General features: G+C 67.0%; 21 protein-coding genes. 12 read left to right on the plus strand and 9 right to left on the minus strand.

The genetic code is table 11. From position 1 onward, the window contains the following. Window positions 1-124: 124 nt before the first annotated feature. The 7 genes from ACYDAT_RS03760 to clpB all read right to left on the minus strand — a co-directional run bounded on the left by ACYDAT_RS03760 (window position 125) and on the right by clpB (window position 9,124). Complete coding sequence (locus ACYDAT_RS03760) at window positions 125-2,026, minus strand: potassium transporter Kup (RefSeq protein WP_461438239.1); 1,902 nt, start codon at window positions 2,024-2,026, stop codon at window positions 125-127. A 10-nt stretch (window positions 2,027-2,036) separates the two neighbouring features. Next, window positions 2,037-2,633 carry a Holliday junction branch migration protein RuvA gene (gene ruvA / locus ACYDAT_RS03765; RefSeq protein WP_461438240.1) on the minus strand — a complete coding sequence of 199 codons (597 nt, stop codon included), beginning with the start codon at window positions 2,631-2,633 and terminating at the stop codon, window positions 2,037-2,039. A 10-nt stretch (window positions 2,634-2,643) separates the two neighbouring features. Continuing rightward, window positions 2,644-3,165 carry a crossover junction endodeoxyribonuclease RuvC gene (gene ruvC / locus ACYDAT_RS03770; RefSeq protein WP_461438241.1) on the minus strand — a complete coding sequence of 174 codons (522 nt, stop codon included), beginning with the start codon at window positions 3,163-3,165 and terminating at the stop codon, window positions 2,644-2,646. 213 nt (window positions 3,166-3,378) lie between these two features. Beyond that, complete coding sequence (locus tag ACYDAT_RS03775; RefSeq protein ID WP_461438242.1) at window positions 3,379-4,107, minus strand: YebC/PmpR family DNA-binding transcriptional regulator; 729 nt, start codon at window positions 4,105-4,107, stop codon at window positions 3,379-3,381. Window positions 4,108-4,222: 115 nt separating this feature from the next. After that, window positions 4,223-5,980, minus strand: a complete 1,758-nt coding sequence (gene aspS, locus ACYDAT_RS03780; protein WP_461448496.1) for an aspartate--tRNA ligase — start codon at window positions 5,978-5,980, stop codon at window positions 4,223-4,225. 72 nt (window positions 5,981-6,052) lie between these two features. Next, a complete protein-coding gene (locus ACYDAT_RS03785; protein ID WP_461448497.1) occupies window positions 6,053-6,379 on the minus strand; it encodes an FmdB family zinc ribbon protein in 327 nt (108 codons plus the stop codon). 138 nt (window positions 6,380-6,517) lie between these two features. After that, window positions 6,518-9,124, minus strand: a complete 2,607-nt coding sequence (gene clpB / locus ACYDAT_RS03790) for an ATP-dependent chaperone ClpB (protein WP_461448498.1) — start codon at window positions 9,122-9,124, stop codon at window positions 6,518-6,520. Between the two features lie 103 nt (window positions 9,125-9,227). On the opposite strand from clpB, the gene ACYDAT_RS03795 reads away from it, so the two are divergent. After that, a complete protein-coding gene (locus ACYDAT_RS03795; RefSeq protein WP_461448499.1) occupies window positions 9,228-9,500 on the plus strand; it encodes a BrnT family toxin in 273 nt (90 codons plus the stop codon). Between the two features lie 250 nt (window positions 9,501-9,750). On the opposite strand, the gene leuS is transcribed toward ACYDAT_RS03795, so the two are convergent. After that, window positions 9,751-12,534, minus strand: coding sequence for a leucine--tRNA ligase (gene leuS, locus ACYDAT_RS03800; RefSeq protein WP_461448500.1), 2,784 nt, complete (start codon window positions 12,532-12,534; stop codon window positions 9,751-9,753). A 194-nt stretch (window positions 12,535-12,728) separates the two neighbouring features. On the opposite strand from leuS, the gene ACYDAT_RS03805 reads away from it, so the two are divergent. From ACYDAT_RS03805 to ACYDAT_RS03850, 10 genes are all read left to right on the plus strand, one after another. Beyond that, complete coding sequence (locus tag ACYDAT_RS03805; RefSeq protein ID WP_461440574.1) at window positions 12,729-12,995, plus strand: SemiSWEET transporter; 267 nt, start codon at window positions 12,729-12,731, stop codon at window positions 12,993-12,995. Between the two features lie 147 nt (window positions 12,996-13,142). After that, window positions 13,143-14,822, plus strand: coding sequence for a peptide ABC transporter substrate-binding protein (locus ACYDAT_RS03810; RefSeq protein WP_461448501.1), 1,680 nt, complete (start codon window positions 13,143-13,145; stop codon window positions 14,820-14,822). Beyond that, window positions 14,822-15,754 carry an oligopeptide ABC transporter permease OppB gene (gene oppB, locus ACYDAT_RS03815; protein WP_461448502.1) on the plus strand — a complete coding sequence of 311 codons (933 nt, stop codon included), beginning with the start codon at window positions 14,822-14,824 and terminating at the stop codon, window positions 15,752-15,754. The genes ACYDAT_RS03810 and oppB overlap by 1 nt, the downstream gene beginning before the upstream one ends. Next, window positions 15,751-16,692: an ABC transporter permease subunit gene (locus ACYDAT_RS03820; protein ID WP_461448503.1), complete on the plus strand. Its 942-nt coding sequence runs from the start codon at window positions 15,751-15,753 to the stop codon at window positions 16,690-16,692. Before oppB ends, ACYDAT_RS03820 begins: the two co-directional genes overlap by 4 nt. Window positions 16,693-16,854: 162 nt before the next feature. Beyond that, the gene (locus tag ACYDAT_RS03825; RefSeq protein ID WP_461448504.1) at window positions 16,855-17,844 is read left to right on the plus strand and encodes an ABC transporter ATP-binding protein; all 990 of its coding nucleotides are present in this window, start codon (window positions 16,855-16,857) and stop codon (window positions 17,842-17,844) included. Next, window positions 17,841-18,860, plus strand: a complete 1,020-nt coding sequence (locus ACYDAT_RS03830; RefSeq protein ID WP_461440071.1) for an ABC transporter ATP-binding protein — start codon at window positions 17,841-17,843, stop codon at window positions 18,858-18,860. The genes ACYDAT_RS03825 and ACYDAT_RS03830 overlap by 4 nt, the downstream gene beginning before the upstream one ends. A 69-nt stretch (window positions 18,861-18,929) precedes the next feature. Beyond that, on the plus strand, window positions 18,930-19,811 hold the full coding sequence (locus ACYDAT_RS03835) for a tetratricopeptide repeat protein (RefSeq protein WP_461440070.1): 882 nt from the start codon (window positions 18,930-18,932) through the stop codon (window positions 19,809-19,811). 31 nt (window positions 19,812-19,842) lie between these two features. Then, a complete protein-coding gene (locus ACYDAT_RS03840; RefSeq protein WP_461448505.1) occupies window positions 19,843-20,208 on the plus strand; it encodes a hypothetical protein in 366 nt (121 codons plus the stop codon). A 254-nt stretch (window positions 20,209-20,462) separates the two neighbouring features. Continuing rightward, a complete protein-coding gene (locus ACYDAT_RS03845; RefSeq protein WP_461448506.1) occupies window positions 20,463-21,635 on the plus strand; it encodes a carbohydrate porin in 1,173 nt (390 codons plus the stop codon). Window positions 21,636-21,744: 109 nt separating this feature from the next. Next, on the plus strand, window positions 21,745-22,434 hold the full coding sequence (locus tag ACYDAT_RS03850) for a TVP38/TMEM64 family protein (RefSeq protein WP_461440067.1): 690 nt from the start codon (window positions 21,745-21,747) through the stop codon (window positions 22,432-22,434). A gap of 6 nt (window positions 22,435-22,440) precedes the next feature. Here the strand turns inward: ACYDAT_RS03850 and ACYDAT_RS03855 are convergent, their stop codons facing one another. After that, window positions 22,441-22,788: an MGMT family protein gene (locus ACYDAT_RS03855; RefSeq protein WP_461440066.1), complete on the minus strand. Its 348-nt coding sequence runs from the start codon at window positions 22,786-22,788 to the stop codon at window positions 22,441-22,443. 45 nt (window positions 22,789-22,833) lie between these two features. On the opposite strand from ACYDAT_RS03855, the gene ACYDAT_RS03860 reads away from it, so the two are divergent. Beyond that, a complete protein-coding gene (locus ACYDAT_RS03860; RefSeq protein ID WP_461440065.1) occupies window positions 22,834-23,238 on the plus strand; it encodes a hypothetical protein in 405 nt (134 codons plus the stop codon). The last annotated feature ends 336 nt before the right edge of the window (window positions 23,239-23,574 follow it).

The raw sequence follows: 23,574 nt of genomic DNA on the forward strand, positions 1-23,574 counted from the left end.
TCGGGAAGACGCAAGCCAGCACGGTTCTTGAGATGCTTCGCCGCGCTCAGCATGACCAACCGAAAGCTTCCTCGGCGCCGCGCATGGATTTTTCCAGGATCCCCGGCCCCGGCCCCGGCCCCCGTCAAATCTCCACCTGCGTGCCCAACTCCACCAGACGGTTGCCGGGAATGCGGAAGAACGCGGTGGCCGGCATGGCGTTGCGAGCCAGGAAGGCGAACAGCTTGTCGCGCCACAACGCCATGCCGGCGCGCTCGCTGGCGACGATGTTCTCGCGGCTGAGGAAGAAAGTCGTGTCCATCATGTCGAACGGCAGGCCCAGCTTCTGGCATTGCTGCAGGGTGCGTGGCACATCCGGTTCCTCGGAAAATCCGAAGCGCATGACCAGCCGGTAGAACTCGCGCCCCAGCGCGGTCAGTTCGACGCGCTCGCCGGAGTCCGCGGTGGGCGTGTCCAGCGTCTCCACGGTAAGCAACACGTTGCGCTCGTGCAACACCTTGTTGTGCTTGAGGTTGTGCAGCAGCGCGTGCGGCACCGAGTCCTGATTGGCGGTGAGGAAAATCGCCGTGCCCGGCACGCGCAGCGGCGGGTGGTTGGCGATGCTGGCGATGAAGGTCTCCAGCGACAGGCCACCCTGCTTCATCTCGCGCAGCACCAGCTCGCGCCCGCGGCGCCAGGTGCTCATCACCACGAACACCAGCAGGCCCAGCACCAGCGGGAACCAGCCGCCGTATTCGACCTTGATCAGGTTGGCCGAGAAAAACGCGAGATCGACGGTCAGCAATCCCGCGCCCAGCGGCGCCAGCACCAGCAGCGGCCAGTGCCACAGCTTGCGCGCCACCACCAGCAGCAGCACCGTGGTGCAAGCCATGGTGCCGGTCACGGCGATACCGTAGGCCGCGGCCAGTGCGTTGGACGAGCGGAAGCCCAGCACCGCGATCAGCACCATGACCATCAGCATGGTGTTGACCCAGGGCAGATAGATCTGGCCGCGATATTCATGCGAGGTGTGCTGCACCCGCATACGCGGCGAGTAGCCCAGCAGCATGGCCTCGCTGGTCATCGAGTAAGCGCCCGAGATCACCGCCTGCGACGCGATCACCGTGGCTATCATGGACAGCACGATTATCGGGTACAACAGGAACGAGGGCACCATCAGATAAAACGGATTGGTCACCGCGCTGGGGTCGCGGATCAGCAGCGCGCCCTGACCGAAGTAGTTGAGCAACAGCGCCGGCAGCACCAATACGAACCAGGCATTGCGGATGGGCTTCTTGCCGAAGTGTCCCATGTCGGCGTACAGCGCCTCGGCGCCGGTCAGGACCAGCACGATCGCGCCCAGCGCCAGAAACGCATCGGTGTGGTTGTGGATGAAAAACAGCACCGCGTAATGCGGGCTGAGCGCGAACAGCACCTGTGGATGCTGCACGATGCTCGCCGCGCCGAGCAGGCCGATGACGATGAACCACAGCACCATGATCGGACCGAAGAATGTACCCACGCGCGCGGTGCCGTGTTTTTGCACCCCGAACAACACCAGGATGATGGCCACCGTGATCGGCACCACGAACTCCGCCATCTTTGGCGTGGCGATTTCAACGCCCTCGACCGCGGACAGCACCGAAATCGCCGGGGTGATCACGCTGTCGCCGTAAAAAAGTGCCGCGCCGAACAGCCCCAGCGTCAGCAGGAACAGGCGCGTGCGCGGACTGTTCTTGACGCCGCGCTGGGCCAGCGCCATCAGCGACATGATGCCGCCCTCACCCTTGTTGTCGGCGCGCATCACGAACAGGATGTACTTCAGCGAGACCACGATGATCAACGCCCAGAACACCAGTGACAGCGCGCCCAGCACATTGTCCGGGGTGGCGTAGATCCCGTGCTCGCCGAAGGTCGACTGGATCGCGTACAGCGGGCTGGTGCCGATGTCGCCGTAAACCACACCGACGGCGCCCAGCATCATTGCCGCGAGGCGCTTGCCGGCGAGTTCCGGATTGGCGTTGGGGACTTCCGTGGGGTTGGCCATGCCGGTGCCTTCAGTTGCCGCCGCTGAGCGCGGCCTTGAGTGCCTTGCGGATCAGCGCCTCGGCGCTGTCACCGGGCGCCTGGATATCACGCACCAGGCGCTGCGCCTCGGCCGGCTTGTAGCCGAGTTGTTGCAGCGCGGTCAGTGCTTCACTGTGTGGGTCGCGCGACGCACTGGCATTGATGCCGACGGGCACCGCGCTCACCGCACCCACGCGATCGCGCAATTCCAGCACGATGCGCTCGGCGGTTTTCTTGCCGATGCCAGGCACGCGCGTCAGCGCGGTGACATCGCCGGCCTGCACCAGACGCGCGAACTCATCCACTGATGCACCGGAGAGCACGCTCAGCGCGATCTTGGCGCCAATGCCGCTGACCCGCAGCAGATTGCGAAACTGCGCGCGCTCGGTCTCGCGCAGAAAACCGTACAGGGCGACGGTGTCTTCCTTGTGCGCGTAGTGCACGAACAGGATCACCTCGCGCCCCAGCTCGGGCAGGTCGTACAGCGTCGACATGGGCACTTCCAGCTCGTAGCCGATGCCGCCCGTCTCGATCATCACCCAGGGCGGCTGCTTGGCCACCAGCAATCCGCGCATGCGTCCGATCATCGCCCTGCTCTCATCGCCGCGTTCTCCAGTTGGCACGCGTCACGCCCATGCGCACCACCGAGGCGCGCACATGCGCATGCGCGATCGCCACCGCCAGCGCATCGGCGGCGTCGGCCTGCGGCGCCACGTCCAGACCCAACAGCATTCTCACCATGTGCTGCACCTGCGTCTTGTCGGCGCGGCCGCCGCCGACCACGGCGCGCTTGATCTCGGTAGGCGCGTATTCGTGCACCGGCAACGTGCGCGTGAGCACCGCGCACAGCGCCGCGCCACGCGCCTGACCCAGCTTGAGCGCCGAGTCGGGATTGCGCGCCATGAACACGCGCTCGATGGCGACTTCATCCGGCACGTATTCATTCACCAAGCTCAGCAGACCGTCGAAAATCGCTTTCAGCCGCAGCGGGAAATTGTCGGCATTGCCGACCACCAGCGCGGTATGGAACACATGCCGCGCGCGCCCATCGGGCGCGACATCGACAATGCCGACGCCGGTGCGCAGCGAGCCCGGATCGATGCCTAGAATGCGGGTCATGGTCATGCCCGGCGCGCGCGCTGCGTGCGCTCAGAACCTGTGAATGAATCCCCTGCCGTCGCGAGGCTGAGCCTGAGCGTGTCCGGCAAGGCGCGAGGTGCGGAAGATCGCGCGCGTAGTGCGTGCCACGTGAGCGATTTTCGGGGTCCCCGCAACGCCGCAGGGCGCGCTCAGGTTCAACCGCAGTGGGCAATGGAATTTGTTCACTGGTTCTTAGTCCTGCGTGTCCGGCAACAATGCGTTGTGGAAAACCTCGTGCACATCATCCAGATCGTGCAGCCAGTCGAGCAGATCCCGCAGCGGCTCCAACGCCTCGGCGGGCACCGGCACGCGATTGGCCGCGAGCATCTCCACGGCCGCATGCGCGATGGGCAGGTCGGCATCCTGCAGCGCCTTGTGCAAGACCTCGAACTGCTCGGGCGCGCACAGCACGGTGCTTTGCCCGGCCTCGTTTTGCACATCATCGGCACCGGCATCGAGCGCGACTTCGAGCACTTTCTCCTCGATGCCTGCGTCTCCGGCGGAGTCGATCACCACCACGCCGCTGCGCTGAAACTGGAACGCCACCGAACCGCTGGTGCCGAGATTTCCGCCATGCTTGCTCAGCGCGTGACGCACATCGGCCACGCTGCGCTGTGGGTTGTCGCTGAGGCAGTCGATGAGCAGCGCGACGCCGCCTGGACCATAACCTTCGTAGCGGATTTCCTCGACGGGGCCACCCTCGAGCCCGGCGCCGCGACGGATCGCGCGCTCGATGCTGTCCTTGGGCATGTTGGCAACCAGCGCCTTGTCCACCGCCGCGCGCAGCCGCGCGTTGTTGGCCGGATCGGGCAAACCGCTGCGTGCAGCCACGCGGATATCGCGTGCCAGCTTGGTGAACGCCTGGCCGCGCCTGGCGTCGGAAGCATTCTTGCGGCCTTCGATGGATGGACCCCGGCCCATTGCCATTCCTCGTCAGTGGTTTTCGCAGCGCAGCATTCTACAACGCGGCGTGAACGGTCTCGCCGTCCGCCCTGGCGATTGCCAGAGTGCCGCCCAGCACATCGCCTGGTGCGACTTATTTCTCGCGCACCGCGATATGCAGCTCGGCCAACTGCGCATCCGGCACCGGCGAGGGCGCGCCGGTGAGCAGGCACTGCGCGCCGGTGGTCTTGGGGAAGGCAATCACCTCGCGGATCGAATCGGTGCCGGCCAGCAGCGCGGCCAGACGATCGATACCGAAGGCGATGCCGCCGTGCGGCGGGGCGCCATGGCCGAGCGCGCGCAGCAGAAAACCAAACTTGGCCTCGGCCTCCTCGGGGCTGATGTCGAGCAGGTCGAACACCGCGCGCTGCATGTCCGGGCGGTGGATGCGGATCGACCCGCCGCCGATCTCGTTGCCGTTGAGCACCATGTCGTAGCCGCGGCTGACGGCGTTGGCCGGGTCAGCCCTGAGCACCGCGATGTCGTCGACCCTGGGCGCGGTGAAGGGATGATGCAAGGCCACGTGACGCTGCGCGGAGGTATCCCACTCGAACATCGGAAAATCCGTGACCCAGAGCGGGCACCAAGCGTTCTCGACCAGGCCCAGATCGCGGCCCAGCTTCAGGCGCAGCGCGCCCATGAATTCGCTGGCGGTCTTGAAATCGGCCGCGCCGAAGAAAAGCGCATCGCCGCTGGCCGCGCCGGTCGTCGACAGGATCGCTGCCAGCGTGGCGTCATCCAGAAACTTGGCGATCGGCGAGCTGATGCCCTCACGGCCCTTGGCACCATCCTCGACCTTCATCCACGCCAGACCCTTGGCGCCGTATTTGGCGGCATGTGCGGCGCAGTCGTCGATGGCCTTGCGCGATAGCGCCGCGCCGCCCGGTGCGCGCAGCGCGATCACGCGACCATCGGCGGCGTTGGCCCAGTCGCTGAACACCTTGAACTCGCTGTGTTTCACCAGCGCGGCGATGTCGGTCAGTTCCATCGCGATGCGCAGATCGGGTTTGTCGGAGCCGTAGCGGGACATCGCCTCGTGCCAGCTCAGGCGCGGAAACGGATCGACCAGCGTGATCCCGCCGACCTCGGCGAACACCGCGCGAATCATGGCCTCGACCGTGTCCTGCACGGCGTGCTCGTCGACGAAGGCGAACTCCATGTCGAGCTGGGTGAACTCGAGCTGGCGATCGGCGCGCAGCGCCTCGTCGCGGAAGCAGCGCGCGATCTGGTAGTAGCGGTCGAAGCCGGCGATCATCAGCAGTTGCTTGAACAACTGCGGCGATTGCGGCAGCGCGTAGAACTCACCGGCGTGCATGCGCGCCGGCACCAGGAAATCGCGCGCGCCCTCGGGCGTGGCCTTGGTCAGGATCGGGGTTTCGATGTCTTGGAAGCCGCGCGCATCCAGCCATTGCCGCAACGCCTGGGTCAGGCGCGTGCGCGTACGCAGGGCGTGCTGCATCTCGGGCCGACGCAAGTCCAGATGCCGGTGCGCGAGACGCGTGTCCTCGTGGGTCGGCTCGTGCAGTGCGAACGGCAGATCGCGCGCGGCATTCAACACCTCGACGCGCGCGGCCAGCACCTCGAAGGCGCCGGTGGCGATGCGTTCGTTGGCGTTGATGCGCTTGCGCACCGTGCCGAGCACGCGCAGGCACCATTCGTAGCTGGCGCCGGCCAGCGCGGCATAGGCCGCGGCGTTGTCCGGTTCGACCACGATCTGGGCGATGCCGGTATGGTCGCGCAGGTCCACAAACACCACGCCACTGTGGTCGCGACGCGTATCGACCCAGCCGCACAGGCTGACCTCGTGATCAATCAGGCCAGCGTCGATCTGGCCGCAGTAATGGCTGCGCATGGGTGGCTCCGCGCCTCGGTGGCGGTGCGAACCGCTCATGTTAGCAGCGCATCTGGCGCGGGCGATGCATGCTCAGCCGCAACCGCATCCGCTGCCGCAGCTGTGCGCGCTGGCGCTGGCGGGCTTGGCCTCGACCGCGGGTTTGGCCTCGGCGGCGGGTTTGTCGGCACTCGCGGCGACCGGGGCTTCGTCCTTGCGCACGACGTTGCGCTGGCCGTCTTTCTTGAAGTCGGTTTCGTACCAGCCGCCGCCAGCCAGGCGAAACGCCGGTGCGGTGACTTGCCGCTGCACCCGGGCGGCGCCACAGGTCGGGCAGGCCGCGGGCGCAGGATCGGAAAGTTTCTGCAAGCGGTCGAAGGCGTGACCGCAGGCATTGCATTTGTAGGCGTAGATCGGCATGGGGAAGCCAGCAAGTGTTTTACCAGCCACAAGCATTGGGGCTTGCGCGGCCGGATCAAGCCCAGAGCACGCATTTCCGCAGCGCGCAAGGATTGAACTAGGCGGCCGGGGCGACCCGGCCGCTTTTTCCCGCGCGGCTCAGGCCGCCGCGCCGGCCTCGCGCTTGAAGCCGATCTCACCGCCGCCGGCATCCACCACGATCGTGTCGCCGGGCTGGAACTGGCCTTGCAGGATGGCGCGCGCCAGCGGATTTTCCAGTTGCTGCTGCACCGCGCGCTTGAGCGGGCGCGCGCCGAACACCGGGTCGAAGCCGACGTTGGCCAGCAGATCCAACGCCTTGTCGCTGATGCGCAGCGACAACTGACGCTCGGCCAGACGCTTTTCCAGATGGGTGATCTGGATGCGCGCGATGGCGCGGATCTGATCCTTCTCCAGCGGCCGGAACACCACGATCTCGTCGAGGCGGTTGATGAACTCGGGGCGGAAGTGCGCCTGCACCACAGCCATCACCGCGGCCTTCATCTCGGTGTACGCGGCTTCGCGATCAGCACCGCGGCCGGCGATCTCCTGGATCAGTTGCGAGCCGAGGTTGGAGGTCATCACGATGACCGTGTTGCGGAAATCCACGGTGCGGCCCTGGCCATCGGTCAGGCGGCCATCGTCCAGCACCTGCAGCAACACGTTGAACACATCCGGGTGCGCCTTCTCGACCTCATCCAGCAGCAGCACGCTGTAGGGTCGGCGGCGCACGGCCTCGGTCAGATAACCGCCTTCCTCGTAGCCCACGTAGCCGGGTGGCGCGCCGATCAGCCGCGCCACCGAATGCTTCTCCATGAATTCGCTCATGTCGATGCGCACCATGGCTTCCTCGGTATCGAACAGGAAGCCGGCCAACGCCTTGCACAGCTCGGTCTTGCCCACGCCGGTGGGGCCGAGGAACAGGAACGAGCCATTGGGCCGATTGGGATCGGACAGCCCCGCGCGCGAACGCCGGATGGCGTCGCTGACCACGCGCACGGCCTCGTCCTGACCGACCACGCGCTGGTGCAGCGCGTCCTCCATTTTCAGCAGTTTCTCGCGCTCGCCTTCCAGCATCTTGCTCACCGGGATGCCGGTCCAACGGCTGACCACCTCGGCGATTTCCTCGGCGGTGACCTTGTCGCGCAGCAGCGTCAGGCCCTGATGCTCGACTTCCTGCGCGGCGGACAATTGCCGCTCCAGCTCGGGGATGCGCCCATACTGGATCTCGCTCATGCGCGCGTAATCCTGGTGCCGCTGCGCGGCTTCCAGTTCAAGACGGGCCTGTTCGAGCTGCTCCTTGATCCTGGTGGCGCCCTGCAGCGTGGCCTTCTCGGCCTTCCACACCTCGTTGAGGTCGTCGAATTCGCGATCGAGTCTGGCGATGTCGGTTTGCAGATCGGCCAGACGCTTCCTCGATTCGGCGTCCTTTTCCTTCTTCAGCGCCTCGCGCTGGATCTTGAGCTGGATCAGGCGCCGTTCCAGGCGATCGAGTTCCTCGGGCTTGGAGTCGATCTCCATGCGCAGGCGGCTGGCGGCCTCGTCCATCAAATCGATGGCCTTGTCCGGCAATTGGCGATCGGCGATGTAGCGGTTGGACAGCGTGACCGCGGCGACGATGGCCGGATCGGTGATCTCCACGCCGTGATGCACCGCGTAGCGCTCCTTGAGGCCACGCAGGATGGCGATGGTGTCCTCGACCGTGGGCTCGCCCACGAACACTTTCTGGAAGCGGCGTTCCAGCGCGGCGTCCTTCTCGATGTACTTGCGGTATTCATCCAGCGTGGTCGCGCCGATGGCGTGCAGCTCACCGCGCGCCAGCGCCGGTTTGAGCATGTTGCCGGCGTCCATGGCGCCCTCGGCCTTGCCGGCGCCGACCACGGTGTGGATCTCGTCGATGAACAGGATCACGCGGCCTTCTTCTTTCGACAGCTCGTTGAGCACCGCCTTGAGACGCTCCTCGAACTCGCCGCGAAACTTGGCGCCGGCCAGCAACGAGCCCATGTCCAGCGCCAGCACGCGCTTGCCGCGCAGACCCTCGGGCACCTCGCCATTGACGATGCGCTGCGCCAGCCCCTCGACCAGCGCGGTCTTGCCCACGCCGGGCTCGCCGATCAGCACCGGGTTGTTCTTGGTGCGCCGCTGCAACACCTGGATCACGCGACGGATTTCCTCATCGCGGCCGATCACCGGATCGAGCTTGCCGCTCTCGGCGCGCGCGGTGAGATCCACGGTGTACTTGTTCAGCGCCTGACGCTGGTCCTCGGCGTTCTCCGCCTGCACTTTCTCGCCGCCGCGCATTTTCTCGATGGCCGCCTCCAGCGCCGCCTTGCCGGCGCCGGCCGCCTTCAGTGCCTGGCCCAGCTCGCCGCGATCCTCCAGCGCCGCCAGCACGAACAGCTCGCTGGCGATGAACTGGTCGCCGCGCTGCTGCGCGAGCTTGTCGGTGATGTTCAGCAGGCGGCTGAGATCATTGCTGGCATTGACGTTGCCCTCCTGCCCACTGACCCTGGGCAGGCGCTCCAGTGCCTCGTTGACACGTTGCCGCAACACCGGCACGTTGACCCCGGCCTGGGTCAGCAGCGGCGCCGTGCCGCCACCCTGCTGCGCCAGCAGCGCCGCCATCAGATGCGCCGGTTCGATGATGTTGTTGTCGCGCCCCAGCGCCAGCGACTGCGCATCCGCCAGCGCCTGCTGGAAGCGCGAAGTGAGTTTGTCCATGCGCATTGGAAAGCCCCGCAAAGCCAAGACGGCAGTGCCGCCACTCGGGACTAGATGCGGTTGCGCGCGCGGGAATCAAGCACGCACCTGGCGGCCTATACTGCATTGCATGAACTATGACTGGGATGCAGCCAAAGCCGCGCGCAATCTCAAGAAGCACGGCGTCACGTTCGAGGAAGCCGGGTTTGTGTTCGGCGATCCGTTGGCTTGCACGTTTCCGGACCCGGATCACTCCATCGGCGAGTTGCGGTTTCTGACTTTTGGCATGTCCATCAGCCAGCGCATATTTGTCGTGCCTCACATCGAGCACGCACACGGTATTCACATCATCAACGCCCGAGAGGCCACCGCACATAAGCGCAAAATCTGGCAAGACGAGTAAGGCACCGCCACTGGATACGCTGCGCGCTGAATACCAGCGCAAGGATCTGGGACCAGGCGTGCGTGGCAAATACTTGAAGCAGCACGCGCAGGGCACCAATCTGGTTTTGCTGCAGCCGGAAGTAGCGAAAGTTTTCTCGACTCCGGCCGCAGTCAACGAGGCATCACTGGGCTGATGCAGGTTGCGCAGCGCGCAGCGCGTTCCTGAGCAGTCGCAAGCCGGGCCAGCCAATGCCGCGCCGGCAACCGGCTCAACCCACCACGATATTGACGATCTTGCCGGGCACCACGATGAGCTTGCGCACGCGCTGGTCCTTGAGGAACAGTGCGACATTGGGTTCGGCCTGCGCGGCGGCTTCGATGGTCTCGCGTGCGGCGTCGGCGGCGACCTCGATGGTGCCGCGCAGCTTGCCGTTGACCTGCACCGCCAATGTCACGCGCTCACGCGCGCGCGCGGCGGGGTCAGCCCGCGGAAACGCGATGTCCTCCAGCACGCACTCGGCGTTGCCCAGCACCTGCCACAGCGCGTGGCAGATGTGCGGGGTGACCGGGTTGAGCAGCAGCACCATGGTCTGCAGCACCTCATGGCGCAGCGCGCGGCCCTGATCGCTCGCATCGTCGAACTTCTGCACGCTGTTGAGCAGCTCCATCAGCGCGGCGATGGCGGTGTTGAAGCTGAGGCGGCGGCCGTAGTCGTCGCCGACCTTGGCGATGGTTTCGTGCAGGGCACGGCGCAGTTCTCTTTGCTCCGGCGTCAGCGCAGCGACCTTGACCTCGGGATGATCGGGCCGCGCGGCGTGCGTGGCGACCTCGCGCCAGAAGCGGCGCAGAAAGCGCGACATGCCCTCGACGCCGGCCTCGTTCCATTCCAGCGATTGTTCCGGCGGCGCGGCGAACATCGAGAACAGGCGCACGGTGTCGGCGCCGTAACGCGCGATCATGGTGCGCGGATCGACACCGTTGTTCTTCGACTTGGACATTTTCTCGATGGCGCCGATCTCGACTGGGCGATGATCCTCGCGCGCCACCGCGCCGGTGATGCGTCCGCGCTCGTCGCGCTGCACCTCGACCTCGGTGGGGTTGACCCAGATCCTGCCGCCGTCGACCTCGGCGCGAAAGAAGGTTTCTGCCACCACCATGCCCTGGGTGAGCAGACGCGTGGCCGGCTCGTCGGAATGCACCATGCCGGCGTCGCGCAGCAGCTTGTGGAAAAAGCGGAAGTACAGCAGATGCAGGATGGCGTGCTCGATGCCGCCGATGTACTGGTCCACCGGCAGCCAGTAGTCGGCGCGCGCATCCACCATCTCGGCGGCACCGGGCGAGGTGTAGCGCGCGTAGTACCAGCTCGATTCCATGAATGTGTCGAAGGTATCGGTCTCGCGCTCGGCCGGACCGCCACACTGCGGGCAAGTGCACTTGCGCCACTCGGGGTCGGCCTTGATCGGCGATTGCACGCTGCCGACCTTGGAAAACGCATCCGCCACGTCCTCGGGCAGGCGCACCGGCAGTTGCTCCTCGGGCACCGGCACGGCACCACACTGGGCGCAGTAGATGATCGGTATCGGACAACCCCAGTAGCGCTGACGACTGACGCCCCAGTCGCGCAGGCGCCAGTTGATCTTGCGCTGCGCCTTGCCCTGCGCTTCCAGCTTGCGCGCGATGGCCGCGAAAGCCTGCTTGAAATCGAGCCCGTCGAACTCGCCCGAGTTCACCAGGTAGCCGTAGCCGGTGTAAGCGCCATCGACCACGATGCCACGCTGAAATTCATCCACCAGATCCAGCTCACCCGCCGCTTCGAGCACATCCAGCGGGCGCCTTTCGCCCAGCGCGGCGCTCATCGGGTCGGCGTTGCGCGCGGCATCCTGGCCGAGATCGCGGATCGCCTCGCGCACCGCGGGACTGACGATGACCATCGGGATCAGCAGGTCGTACTTGCTGGCGAATTCCCAGTCGCGCTGGTCGTGGCCGGGGACGCCCATCACCGCGCCGGTGCCGTAATTCATCAGCACGAAGTTGGCCACCCACACCGAGATCTTCTCGCCGCTGAGCGGATGGATGGCCTGCAGACCGGTATCCATGCCGCGCTTTTCCTGGGTCTCCAGTTCGGCTTCGGACACGCCACCGTGCTTGAGTTCTGCCAGAAACGCGGCCAGCGCCGGATTGGAGCGCGCGGCCTTGAGCGCCAGCGGATGTTCGGCGGCGATGCTGATGAAGCTGACCCCGAACAAGGTGTCGGGGCGCGTGGTGAACACCGTCACCGTGTCGTGCGCCTCACCCGTCGCGTCGCGCGCGCCACCCTCTCCCGATGGGAGAGGAGAGGCAACGACGAAGTCGATCTCGAGGCCCTCGCTGCGCCCGATCCAGTTGCGCTGCATGGTCTTGACCGACTCCGGCCAGCCGGGCAGTCGATCCAGCTCGCGCAGCAGTTCGTCGGCGTACGCGGTGATCTTCAGAAACCACTGCGGGATCTCGCGCTTTTCCACCAGCGCGCCGGAGCGCCAGCCGCGGCCGTCGACCACCTGCTCGTTGGCCAGCACGGTCTGATCCACCGGATCCCAGTTGACCACGCTGTTCTTGCGGTACACCAGGCCCTGCTTGAACAGGCGCGTGAACAGGCGCTGCTCGTGCACGTAATACTCGGGGCGACAGGTGGCGAACTCGCGCGACCAGTCGATGGCATAGCCCAGCGCCTTGAACTGCTCGCGCATATGCTCGATGTTGGCGTAAGTCCATTGCGCCGGCGCGGTGTTGTTCTTGATCGCGGCGTTCTCGGCGGGCAGGCCGAAGGCGTCCCAGCCCATCGGCTGCAGCACGTTGTGTCCGGTCATGCGCTGGTAGCGGCTGATCACGTCGCCGATGGTGTAGTTGCGCACGTGGCCCATGTGCAGCGCGCCGGATGGATACGGCAGCATCGACAGGCAGTAGAACTTGGGCCGGTCAGCGTCTTCCTTGACCGTGTAGGCGCCGCGCGCATTCCAGAACTGCTGCGCGGCGGCTTCGATGGTTTGCGGCTCGTAGGTGTCCTGCATGCTCATGGCCCGACCGGATCATTCGACCCGGCAGGGTATCCCAGCGCCCGCGAGAGCGCCAAGACTGCGCAAGCGCGGCCATGCCGGCATCGCGATGTCGGTGCCATGAACAACGCCAGTGCCGAAGGACGATCGCTTGCGCGCAACGGCATTGAACGTACAGCCGAGCTGCACGCTGACCGCCGTGACATGATCCGCGCATGACAACAAGCATCCCGCCCGGCGACTGGCTGGGCTATATCGCCGCCACGCTGACCACCGTTGCCTTCATTCCACAGGCATGGCGCACATGGCGCACGCGCGACACGCGCGCGCTGTCGCTGGGCATGTATCTGGTTTTTACCGTGGGCGTCGCGTTCTGGCTGGGCTACGGGCTGGCGCTGGGTGCGTGGCCGATCATCGTCTCCAACGCGATCACGCTCCCACTGGCCGGCACGATCCTGATCCTGAAGCTGCGCCACGGTTGAGATCGAGGCGCGACCGCGGCTCATTGCAATCGCCTCACGCGACTTCGCGCTGACTGTGAGCGTCGCCGAATGCCACTTTGGGGAACTCGCGGCGACAGCGCTGATCAGAGCCTCGTCGCCGCCATGCGGTCCTGCGCGCAGATCTTCATGCCCTTGTTCAAGCGGATCGCTCGGCGCCATGGCTGGAGCACGACTGGTCTGCTGCTGTTGGCGCTGATGCTGCTGACGGGCTGCACGCGCCAGCCCGCGGTCACGGCGCATAGCTACAGCGTTGGCAGCCAGCTCGCACCGCTGGCGCAGCAGGTGTTTCGCTGCAGCGTCTCCGGCGCGCCGCGCTCGCTGGACCCCTCACTGTCCACCGACGAGCCTTCCTACGAGGTGCTGATCAACCTGTTCGAGGGCCTGACCACGCTGAACGCGCGCGCCGTGGTCGTGCCGGGCGTGGCCAGCTCGTGGACGGTGAGCAAGAACGGGCTGCGCTACGTGTTTCACCTGCGCCATGACGCGCGCTGGAGCAACGGCGCGCCGGTGACCGCGCAGGATTTCGTCTATGCCTGGCGGCGCGTGGTCGATCCGGCCACCGCCGCGCAGTACGCCGAATCACTGAACATGATCGTCAATGCTCCCGCGATCGTGGGCGGCAAGCTGCCACCCTCGGCGCTGGGCGTGCACGCAGAGGGGCCGTGGACGCTGGTGGTGGATCTGCGCGAACCGGCGCCCTACCTGCTGGACGCGCTGACCAACAACTACTTCGATCCGCTGTATCCACCGACGATACAGAAGTGGGGCTATGCCTGGACCACGCCACCGCACCTGATCAGCGATGGCCCGTTCTATCTGGCCAACGAGGTGATCAACGGGCGGCTGACGCTGCTGAAGAATCCCTGGTACTGGGACGCCAGGGCGGTGCACCTGCGCGAGGAAGTGATATATCCGATCCACAACACCGCCGCCGCGCTGGATCGTTACCTCGCCGGCGACATCGACTATGCGGCCTCGCCCACGGCGTTTCCGGCCAGCGATCTGGCCATGCTGCGCAAGGAGCTGGGCGCGCAGGTGGTGATCGCGCCCTACTTCGGCACGGCCTATCTGGGCATGCTGGTGCACCAGCCGCCATTCGACAATCGCGACCTGCGTCTGGCGCTGTCGATGGCGGTCGAGCGCCATGTACTCGACGACAAGCTGGGACGCGGCCTGTGGATTCCCGCGTACTCGCTGATGCCACCGCTCGCGGGCTACACGCAGCAGGTGCCGGCCTGGGCGCACTGGCCGCGCGCGCAACGCATCGCCGAGGCGCGCCGGCTGTACGCCGCTGCCGGCTATGGTCCCGGCCACGAGCTGCGCGTGCGGTTGCTGTACCCCATCGAGGGCAGTGCCGAGCGGCACATGATGGAAGCGCTGAACCTGATGTGGAAGCAGAACCTGGGTGCCGACATCGGGCTGTGGAGCGAGCAATGGAAGGTGATGCTGCAGGACATCCAGTACAAAAACGCCAAGCTGTATTGGAGCGCATGGATCGGCAACTACCTCGACCCCAACACCTTCATGCGGCAGTTCCAGACCGGCTATGCCATGAACTACGGCGATTTCGACAACCCGGCCTACGAGCAACCGCTCGTGCAAGCCCAGCACAGCGCGGCCGGGCCGGCGCGCATGGCGCTGTTCGAGCAGGCCGAGCGCGCACTCGGTGAGCGGATGCCCTACATCCCGCTGTATTTCTACACCGCCGACAGCTTGGTCAAACCCTGGGTGCGCGGCTGGTATCCCAACCTGATGGACCTGCATCCGGCGCGTTACATCGCCATCCTGCGGCACACGGAGCACTGATGGCCGCGTTGATCCGCTACACGCTGAAACGCCTGCTGGGCGCGATCCCGACCATGCTGGTGATCATCACGCTGTCGTTCTTCCTGCTGCGCGCGGCGCCGGGCGGGCCATTCGACATGCAGCGCGCGGTGCCGCCGCAGGTCAAGCTCAATCTGGAGCGCATGTACCACCTCAACCTGCCGCTGTGGCAGCAGTACCTCGATTATCTGGGCAGCATCCTGCGCGGTGATTTCGGTCCCTCGTTCGTGTACCGCGGCACCAGCGTCAACAGCATGATCGCGCAGGGCTTCCCGGTGGACTTGGCGATCGGCATCCCGGCGCTGCTGGGTGCGCTGCTGCTGGGCATTCCCCTGGGTATCGTGGCTGCGCTGCGGCAGAACTCGCGCTGGGACTACATGCCGATGGCGCTGGCCATGATCGGCATCTCGATCCCCACCTTCGTGGCCGCACCGGTGCTGATCCTGCTGTTCGCCGTATGGCTGCACTGGCTGCCAGCCGGCGGCTGGTCGGCGACGCATCCCACGGTGCTGATCCTGCCGGCGTTGGCGCTGGGCCTGCCGCTGATCGCCTACGCCGCGCGCGTCATGCGCGGCAGCATGATCGAGGTGCTCAACAGCCCTTACATCCGCACCGCGCGCGCCAAGGGTCTGCCCGAACGCACCGTGATCCTGCGCCACGCGCTGCGCCCGGCCATGCTGCCGATGGTGTCGTTCCTCGGTCCAGCGGTGGTCAACACCATCACCGGCTCGATCGTGATCGAAGAGATTTTCGCGCTGCCCGGCATCGGGCGCTTCTTCGTCGATGGCGCCATGAACCGCGACTACACCCTGGTGATGGGCGTGACCGTGCTGTACGGACTGTTGATCGTGCTGTTCAACCTGATCGCGGATGTGCTGTACGGCATCCTCGACCCGCGCGTGCGCTTCCAATGAGCGGCGCGCCACGCCGCGAGTGGTTCAACTGGTATCCCGGGCGCGCCGCCACGGCGCGCGCCGTGGCGCTGGCCGCAAAAGATACCGCCCGCGGCCGCGGCCTGTGGCAGGACGCCTGGGCGCGCCTGCGCCGCAACCGTGCCGCGATGCTCAGCCTGATCGTGCTGAGCCTGATCACCGTGGGCTGCATCGTGCTGCCCTGGGTGTGGCCGTACAACTACGCCACGCCGGACTGGGATCTGCTCAACCAGGCGCCGACGCTGGCCGGCGGGCACATCTTCGGCACCGACGGCCTCGGCCGCGATCTGTTCGTGCGCGTGCTGTGGGGCTGCCGCATCTCGCTGATGGTCGGCGTGGTGGCGACCTTGGTCACGCTGCTGATCGGCGTCACCTGGGGCGCCATCGCCGGCTATGCGGGCGGCTGGCTGGACGGGCTGATGATGCGCACCGTGGACGTGCTGTACTCGGTGCCGTTCATCCCCTTCGTGATCATTCTGATCGTGCTGTTCGGGCGCAACATCCTGCTGATGTTCGCGGCGATCGGCGCGGTGTCGTGGCTGGACATCGCGCGCATCGTGCGCGGCCAGACGCTGAGCCTGAAGCAAAAGGAATTCATCGAGGCCGCGCGCGCCGGTGGCGTGGGCAACGTCGGCATCATCCGCCGCCACATCGTGCCCAACCTGATCGGCATCGTCATCGTCTACATCACCCTGACGATTCCCTCGATCATCCTGTTCGAGGCCTTCCTGAGCTTCCTCGGGCTCGGCGTGCAGGCGCCGATGACGTCCCTGGGCGGGCTGGTCAGCAACGGCGCCGGCGTGCTGCAGTCGTATCCCTATCAACTGATCATCCCGTCGATTTTCCTGGCGGTGATCGTGTACTGCTTCAACTTCATCGGCGACGGTCTGCGCGACGCCTTGGACCCCAAGGACCGCTAACCGAGCGGCTTGACAAGCCGCTCCGGCACAAGGATGTGCCGCCGCGACGAGCACGCATGTGCATGTCGCGACAAAGGTGGCGCGGCTCCGCCGCGACCGTTTGCCGGCAAACCGCGGCAGGATGCCCGGTTTTGCCAACAGATCAACCCAAGGACCGCTGAGATGGCTCTGCTCGAAGTGCGCGACCTGTCGGTACGCTTCGCCACCGTGGACGGCGGCACGGTGTGCGCGGTCAACGACATCAGTCTGGATCTGCGGCGCGGCGAGGTGCTGGGCATCGTCGGCGAATCCGGCTCCGGCAAAAGCCAGACCTGGCTGGGCGTGATGGGCCTGCTGGCGCGCAACGGCCGTGCCGAGGGCAGCGCGTGCTTCGATGGCAAGGAGTTGCTGGGCCTCTCGCACGCCGCGCTCAATCACCTGCGCGGCGCGCGCATGGGCATGATCTTCCAGGATCCGATGACCGCGCTCAATCCGTTCCTCAGCGTCGGACGGCAGCTCACCGAGGTACTGCAACAGCACCGCGGCGTGGGCCACCGCGAGGCCGAGAGCGAGGCCATCGCGGCGCTGGAGATGGTGCATATCACCGATGCGCGGCGGCGCCTGTCGATGCATCCGCACGAATTTTCCGGCGGCATGCGCCAGCGCGTGATGATCGCCATGGCCATGCTCACGCGCCCGGACGTGCTGATCTGCGACGAACCCACGACGTTTCTCGACGTGACCGTGCAGCGTCAGATCCTGGCCCTGCTCGACGAGCTGCGCCAGCGCTTCAACACCGCCATCGTGTTCATCACCCACGATCTGGGCGTGATCGCAGAAATCGCCGACCGCGTGATCGTGATGTACGGCGGCCGTGTGATGGAGCAGGCCGACGTGCATGCGCTGTTCGCCAACTATCGCCATCCCTACACCGAGGGCCTGCTGCGCTCGGTGCCGCGCCCGGATGTCACCAGCCACGGCGCGCTGGCCACCATCGCCGGCAATCCGCCCGACCTCGCGCACCTGCCCGCCGGCTGTCCGTTCGCGCCGCGCTGCGTGTACCGCGAGCCGCGCTGCGACACGCAAATACCGGAGCTGCTGGATGTCGGCCCCGATCACTGGCGCGCCTGTCATCACGTCGGAGCATTGGGCAAGCTGCAGGCCGTGGCATGAACGAGCCGTTCGCGCCGCCACTGCTCGAGGTCGATGATCTGTCCGTGCATTTCCACGTGCCGGGCAGCGGCTGGCGCGAGCGCAAGCGCGTGCTGCGCGCGGTCGATGGCGTCAGCTTCAACGTGGCCGAGCGCGAGACGCTGGGCATCGTCGGCGAATCCGGCTGCGGCAAATCCACGCTGGCGCGCGCGCTGCTGCGCCTGGTGCCGACCAGCGGCGGCCATTTGCGCTACGCCGGACGCGATCTGCTGGCGCTGGATGCCGCCGCGCTGCGCCCGCTGCGCCGCGAGCTGCAAATCATCTTCCAGGACCCGCTGGCCGCGCTCGATCCGCGCATGACCGTGGGCCAGATCATCGGCGAACCGCTGCGCGCGCTGCGTGCCGACCTGCCGCGCGCCGAACGCCGTCAGCGCGTGCTGGCGATGATGGCGCGCGTCGGCCTGCTGCCCGGCCAGGTCAACCGCTACGCGCACGAGTTCTCCGGCGGTCAGGCGCAGCGCATCGGCATCGCGCGCGCGCTGGCGGTGGAGCCGCGCCTGCTGGTGTGCGACGAGCCGGTGAGTTCGCTCGACGTGTCGATCAAATCGCAGGTGATCAACCTGCTGCAGGAACTCAAGGCCGAGCGCGCGCTGACCCTGGTGTTCATCGCCCACGATCTGGCCAGCGTGCGCCACATCGCGCAGCGCGTGCTGGTGCTGTATCTGGGGCGCGCGGTGGAGATCGCCAGCCGCGACGCGATCTTCGCGCGGCCCCTGCACCCGTATACGCGCATGCTGTTCGCGGCCGCGCCGATTCCCGATCCGGACGCCGCGCGCCGCATGCGTGCCGCGCCGGTACGTGGCGAGATCCCCTCGCCGTTCAATCCGCCTTCGGGCTGCACGTTCCGCACGCGCTGCGCGTTCGCCATCGAGCGCTGCGGCGCCGAGCGCCCGGCCCTGCGCACCCTGCTCGGCGGCCAGGTGGCCTGCCACCGCGCCGAGGAGCTGCTGACGCAACCCGTCGCGCCGGCAATCTGAGATTCAACGCGGCTCTTGTCAGGCGCGCGCCGCGCCCCAATCATGCGATATCTCGTTCCGGAGCCCGCCATGACCGCCACCGCCCACGCCCTCGATGTCACCCAGGCCAACTTCGACAGCGCGGTGATGCAGGCCTCGATGCAACAGCCCGTGCTGATCGATTTCTGGGCCGGCTGGTGCGCGCCATGCAAGCAGCTCAAGCCGATCCTGGAAAAACTGGCGGGCGAGTATGCCGGCGCGTTCCGTCTGGCCAGGATCGACAGCGATCAGGAAATGGCGCTGGCCGGCATGTTCGGCATCCGCTCGCTGCCCACCGTGGTGCTGATCAAGGATGGCCAGCCCGTGGACGGCTTCATGGGCGCCATGCCCGAGGGCAGCGTGCGCGAGTTTCTCGATCGTAACGGCATCAAGCCGGCGCTGGCGCAAGAAGATGCCGCCGCCGAGGCACCGGCACTCGATGCACCCATGCAACCACTGGAAGCGCCCGGCGAAGCGTTGGCGCGGTTGCAAACCGCGGTCGCCGCGCAGCCGGACAAGGACGAACTCAAGCTTGATCTGGCCGTGGCGCAGATGCGCGTCGGCCAAGCCGAGGCCGCCGCCGCCACGCTCGACGGCCTGCCCGCCAACCTCGCCAGCGATGCGCGTGCACGGCGTCTGCGCGGCGAACTGGATTTCGCCCGGGCGCTGGCCAGCGCGCCGGCGCTGGATGAGCTGGAGCGCCGCATCGCCGCCGATCCGAAAGATTACGCCGCGCGCGATCTGCGCGCCGTGCGGCGCCTGCTCGGTGGCGCCGAAACCGCCGCGCTGGAGGACTGGCTGGCGCTGCTGGCCGAGGCGCGCGGCTGGAACGATGGCCAGGCCAAGAGGCGCCTGGTCGCCGCGTTCGCGCTGAGCGACGACGCCGAGCTGGTCGCGCAGGCGCGGCGACGCATGAGCAGCCTGCTGTTCTGATGTCCGCAACCGAATCGCCGGGGGCACGCTGATGTGGGAGCGGCGCAGCGATGCACTGGCCCCGCGGCGCGTGTTCCTGCGCCGCGTCGGTCGCAACCTGCTGGCCGCCGCGCTGGTGGTGGCCGTCTCCTTGAGCATCGGCATGCTCGGTTATCACCACTACGCGCACCTCGGCTGGGCCGACGCCTACGTCAACGCCGCGATGATCCTGTCCGGCATGGGTCCGCTGGCCACGCCCGAGACGCTGGGCGCCAAGCTCTTTGCCGGCACCTATGCGCTGTACTGCGGACTGCTGGTGGTATTCCTCGCCGGCGTGCTGCTGGCGCCGTTCGCGCATCGGCTGCTGCATCGCTTTCATCTGGATCGCGAGGCCGGCAAGCGCGCGCACGATCCATGACCTGTGATTGAAGTTGTCTGCGACGCGGCCTTTTGCGCGGCAAGTCCGCACCCGCGCGCAACATCGCGACCCGCGCCGGAACGCAAGTCTGCGCGCGGCTCCACGAGCATCCCACCGAGCCACATCCAGGGCGCGGCTCACGAATCGCGCACGATTTCATGTCCGCAGCGTTCAAGCCGACTTCACCACAATCGGCAGCATCGTGGCGCTCATAAACTACGGTTCCCGAGGCACGCAAACCAAGAAGGCGGCGGATGCAGATGCGCGCGGCGCGCCACAACTATTGTCTGCGCGCGGTCGCGATTCTGGTCGCGCTCCTGTTATTGCCAGTGGCGCACGCCGATGCCACGGTCGGCGGCAATCCGCGCGCGCCGATTCCGCTGACGGCGAGCAACAAGACGCAGCCCTGGCGGGTGCGTCTGCTGTGGGCCTTCGACGTGATGGATACCGCCAGCGGCGGCCGCGCGCGCGGCTGGAAAGCGCCGGCGCTGATCGACCTGCGCCTGACCCGGCGCCAGCGCCTGCAATCCGGGCTGGACAGCTACTGGCATATCGATCTGATCCGCATCTTTGGCAGCAATCCCTCGCGCGATGCCGGCGATATCCAGGTGCTGGACAACCTCGCCGCGCACCATGCGTGGCGGCTGTATCGCGCGTTCTGGCAAGTGGGCGATGCGCGCGAGCATTGGGCGCTGCGTCTGGGTTGGCAGGGTTACGACGAGCTGTTCGGTCTGGTGTCGGATGATGGCGGCGATCTGCTGAATTCATCGTTCGGGCAAATGCCCACCAGCTCGCAGGCCGGCACGCCGATCTGGCCGCAGACCGCGCCTGGCGTCAGCGCGCGCTGGCACCCGGATGCGTTCTACGTGATGGCCGGGCTGTGGAGTGGCGTGCCGCGCGATCCGGGCATTCCGCAGGGCTTGAATCTGCCGCGTCGCGGCGACGGCGGCTTGCAAGCCTTGGAACTGGGCCTCGATCGACACGGCCGCTACAAGCTGGCGCTGGGCGCGTGGGCCTTGCATCGCGCCGGTGTCGCGCAACAGGCGCACCGCGGGGTATATGCGCTGGCGGATATCGTCCTGCTCGGCGCCGGCAGCGCGCGGCGCATCGGTGGCTTCGTGCAATGGGGCCAGACCCAGCCGTATCAAAGCGCGATCGGTCGTTATGTCGGCGCGGGTTTGCGCTGGACCACGCGCCACCATGGACACGTGAGCCTGGGCATGGCGCGCGCCCTGCTCAGCCCCAGCTTTCGCCTGCAACACCCCGGCGGCGCGCGCGCCGAAACCGCGTACGAGCTGACCTGGCGCAAGCGCATCGATGCCCAGCTCGCGCTGCAGCCGGACGTGCAATACATCGTGCATCCCGCGCTGGCGCCGCGCGCCGGGCACGCGCTGGAGATCGGCCTGCGCGTGGATGGCAGCTTTTGATCGTGCAGGGCGCGGTAGCCGGTAGCAGGGAACCGGGAGTGGCGCGTCAGACCTCAGCCGTGACGCTGCGCTTGCCGCTATGCTCGCGGCTTTTATGCGGAAGCCGTTGATGAAGCGCCTGCGCGCCCTGCTGCCCCTGCTGCTGCTGATCGCGACTGGCGCCGTGCTGTTTTTCTCGGGCGCGCTGCGGCATTTCGATCCGCGTCATCTCGCCGCCGATCACGCGCAATTGCACCATCTGGCCGCGGCGTCGCCGTGGCTGGCACGCATGAGCTACCTTGGCATCATGGTGCTGGCGGTGGCCAGCGGCGTGCCCGGACTGGTGCTGATCACCATCGCCGGCGGGCTGATCTTCGGCATGATCCAGGGCACCGTGCTGTCCACGCTGGGCCTGGTGCTGGGTTCACTGCTGCTGTTTCTGGCCGCGCGTTATGCGCTGGACGCGGGCGATCGGCCCGCGCCGCGGCTGGCAGAGAAAATTCGCGCGGGGTTTCTGCACCATCCCGCCAGCTACACGCTGTTTCTGCGCCTGGTGCCGGTGTTTCCGTTTGGCGGCGTGACCCTGGGCCTGGCCTGGCTGCGCTGCCCGCTGTGGCTGTTCATGGCCGCCACCGCCGCCGGCGGGCTGGTGATGGAAGCCTTCGAGAGCGCGGTGGGCGCGGGCCTGAGCGAAGCCATCGCGCGTGGCGAGCCGATCGGCGTGCGCATGATGCTGGAGCCGCACGTGCTACTGCCGCTGAGCGCGCTGGCGGTGCTGGCGCTGGTGCCGGTGCTGCTGAGTCAACGCAAGAAGCGCTGAGGCGACTCAGCCGCGCCAGAGCAGCGCGTCCAGATCGCCACCATCGACGAAATACCCGGGCGCCACGCGACCCTTGCGCACCGGCACGCCCTCGGCGGCCAGGCGCCGCGTCTGCTCGCGCGCCAGCGTCGTGCCCGGCGGTGCTGCCAGACGGCCATCGCTGTGCAGCACGCGATGCCAGGGCAACGCGGGCGTAGCGCCCTCGCGCAGCACGCGCCCGACCAGACGCGCGCGCCCACGCAGCCCGGCCCGCGCTGCGATCGCGCCATAGCTGCTGACGCGCCCGGTCGGCACGCCGCGGATCGCGGCGAGGATGGCCGCGCGTGCGGCCAGCGATCCGGATTCAGCGCTCATGTCAATCACGCTACCATGACGATATTGTTCAAACGGATACCGGCCATGCTGACCTTCGAGTCCGTCCGCTCGCACATCGGCGGCCAATACACGCTGCGTACCAACGACCCGTATCTGATCAGCTTCGATCTGGACTTGCGCCGCGCGCGCCACCAGGGCATTTACCTGGTCGAGCTGGAAGGCGAGAACGGGCGCAAGTACCTGCGCGTTTCCACCCCCGTCGGTCCGGTGGTGGGCATGGATGCCGAGCGCTGCCTGCGTTTCAACTGGGAGCAGCGCGCCGGCTTCCTGGCCATCAGCGACCTGGAAGGCTCGCCCTACCTGCACCTGTGCGAGAACCGTCCCTACGACATTCTCTCGCTGGAAGAGCTCGAACGCCTGATCCGCGAGCTGGGCATGCTCGGCGATCAGCTCGAACAGGCGCTGAGCGTGGAGGGCGACGCCTACTGATTGGGCGCGGTGCGCGGTTGGTTGTCGGCCGCGCGCCGTCATCCTGAGCGCAGCGAAGGATCTCACCTTGGCGATGGCGTGGTGGTTTGTGCATGCGTGATCGTTCCCAGGGATTGGCCAGATTCCATCGTTCCGCCCGGCCGTCGCCGCGCGGGTTACTTTCCTCTTGGGGAAAGTAACCAAAGCCGTCCCGCGGCGGCCTGCGCCCCGCCGCTGCGCGGGGTGACTAGCGTCGCGCATCCCACGCTGTGCAAGTCACGCGGCCCTCGGCTCCTGCCTCGGGCGCTCGACGCCGCGCCCTGCGCTGCGCGCCGGCCGCCTTGTCCGCTCTCGCAT

This window comes from Metallibacterium sp., from assembly GCF_054637675.1.

Coding starts and splice junctions, on each gene's coding strand:
- ACYDAT_RS03820 (WP_461448503.1), top strand. CDS start 15,751: ATGAGCGGCGCGCCACGCCGCGAGTGGTTCAACTGGTATCCCGGGCGC.
- ACYDAT_RS03845 (WP_461448506.1), top strand. CDS start 20,463: ATGCAGATGCGCGCGGCGCGCCACAACTATTGTCTGCGCGCGGTCGCG.
- ACYDAT_RS03805 (WP_461440574.1), top strand. CDS start 12,729: ATGACAACAAGCATCCCGCCCGGCGACTGGCTGGGCTATATCGCCGCC.
- ACYDAT_RS03835 (WP_461440070.1), top strand. CDS start 18,930: ATGACCGCCACCGCCCACGCCCTCGATGTCACCCAGGCCAACTTCGAC.
- aspS (WP_461448496.1), bottom strand. CDS start 5,980: ATGCGCAGCCATTACTGCGGCCAGATCGACGCTGGCCTGATTGATCAC.
- ACYDAT_RS03830 (WP_461440071.1), top strand. CDS start 17,841: ATGAACGAGCCGTTCGCGCCGCCACTGCTCGAGGTCGATGATCTGTCC.
- leuS (WP_461448500.1), bottom strand. CDS start 12,534: ATGAGCATGCAGGACACCTACGAGCCGCAAACCATCGAAGCCGCCGCG.
- ruvC (WP_461438241.1), bottom strand. CDS start 3,165: ATGACCCGCATTCTAGGCATCGATCCGGGCTCGCTGCGCACCGGCGTC.
- ACYDAT_RS03855 (WP_461440066.1), bottom strand. CDS start 22,788: ATGAGCGCTGAATCCGGATCGCTGGCCGCACGCGCGGCCATCCTCGCC.
- ruvA (WP_461438240.1), bottom strand. CDS start 2,633: ATGATCGGACGCATGCGCGGATTGCTGGTGGCCAAGCAGCCGCCCTGG.
- ACYDAT_RS03775 (WP_461438242.1), bottom strand. CDS start 4,107: ATGGGCCGGGGTCCATCCATCGAAGGCCGCAAGAATGCTTCCGACGCC.
- ACYDAT_RS03825 (WP_461448504.1), top strand. CDS start 16,855: ATGGCTCTGCTCGAAGTGCGCGACCTGTCGGTACGCTTCGCCACCGTG.
- ACYDAT_RS03850 (WP_461440067.1), top strand. CDS start 21,745: ATGAAGCGCCTGCGCGCCCTGCTGCCCCTGCTGCTGCTGATCGCGACT.
- ACYDAT_RS03840 (WP_461448505.1), top strand. CDS start 19,843: ATGTGGGAGCGGCGCAGCGATGCACTGGCCCCGCGGCGCGTGTTCCTG.
- ACYDAT_RS03760 (WP_461438239.1), bottom strand. CDS start 2,026: ATGGCCAACCCCACGGAAGTCCCCAACGCCAATCCGGAACTCGCCGGC.
- clpB (WP_461448498.1), bottom strand. CDS start 9,124: ATGCGCATGGACAAACTCACTTCGCGCTTCCAGCAGGCGCTGGCGGAT.
- ACYDAT_RS03860 (WP_461440065.1), top strand. CDS start 22,834: ATGCTGACCTTCGAGTCCGTCCGCTCGCACATCGGCGGCCAATACACG.
- ACYDAT_RS03785 (WP_461448497.1), bottom strand. CDS start 6,379: ATGCCGATCTACGCCTACAAATGCAATGCCTGCGGTCACGCCTTCGAC.
- oppB (WP_461448502.1), top strand. CDS start 14,822: ATGGCCGCGTTGATCCGCTACACGCTGAAACGCCTGCTGGGCGCGATC.
- ACYDAT_RS03810 (WP_461448501.1), top strand. CDS start 13,143: ATGCCCTTGTTCAAGCGGATCGCTCGGCGCCATGGCTGGAGCACGACT.
- ACYDAT_RS03795 (WP_461448499.1), top strand. CDS start 9,228: ATGAACTATGACTGGGATGCAGCCAAAGCCGCGCGCAATCTCAAGAAG.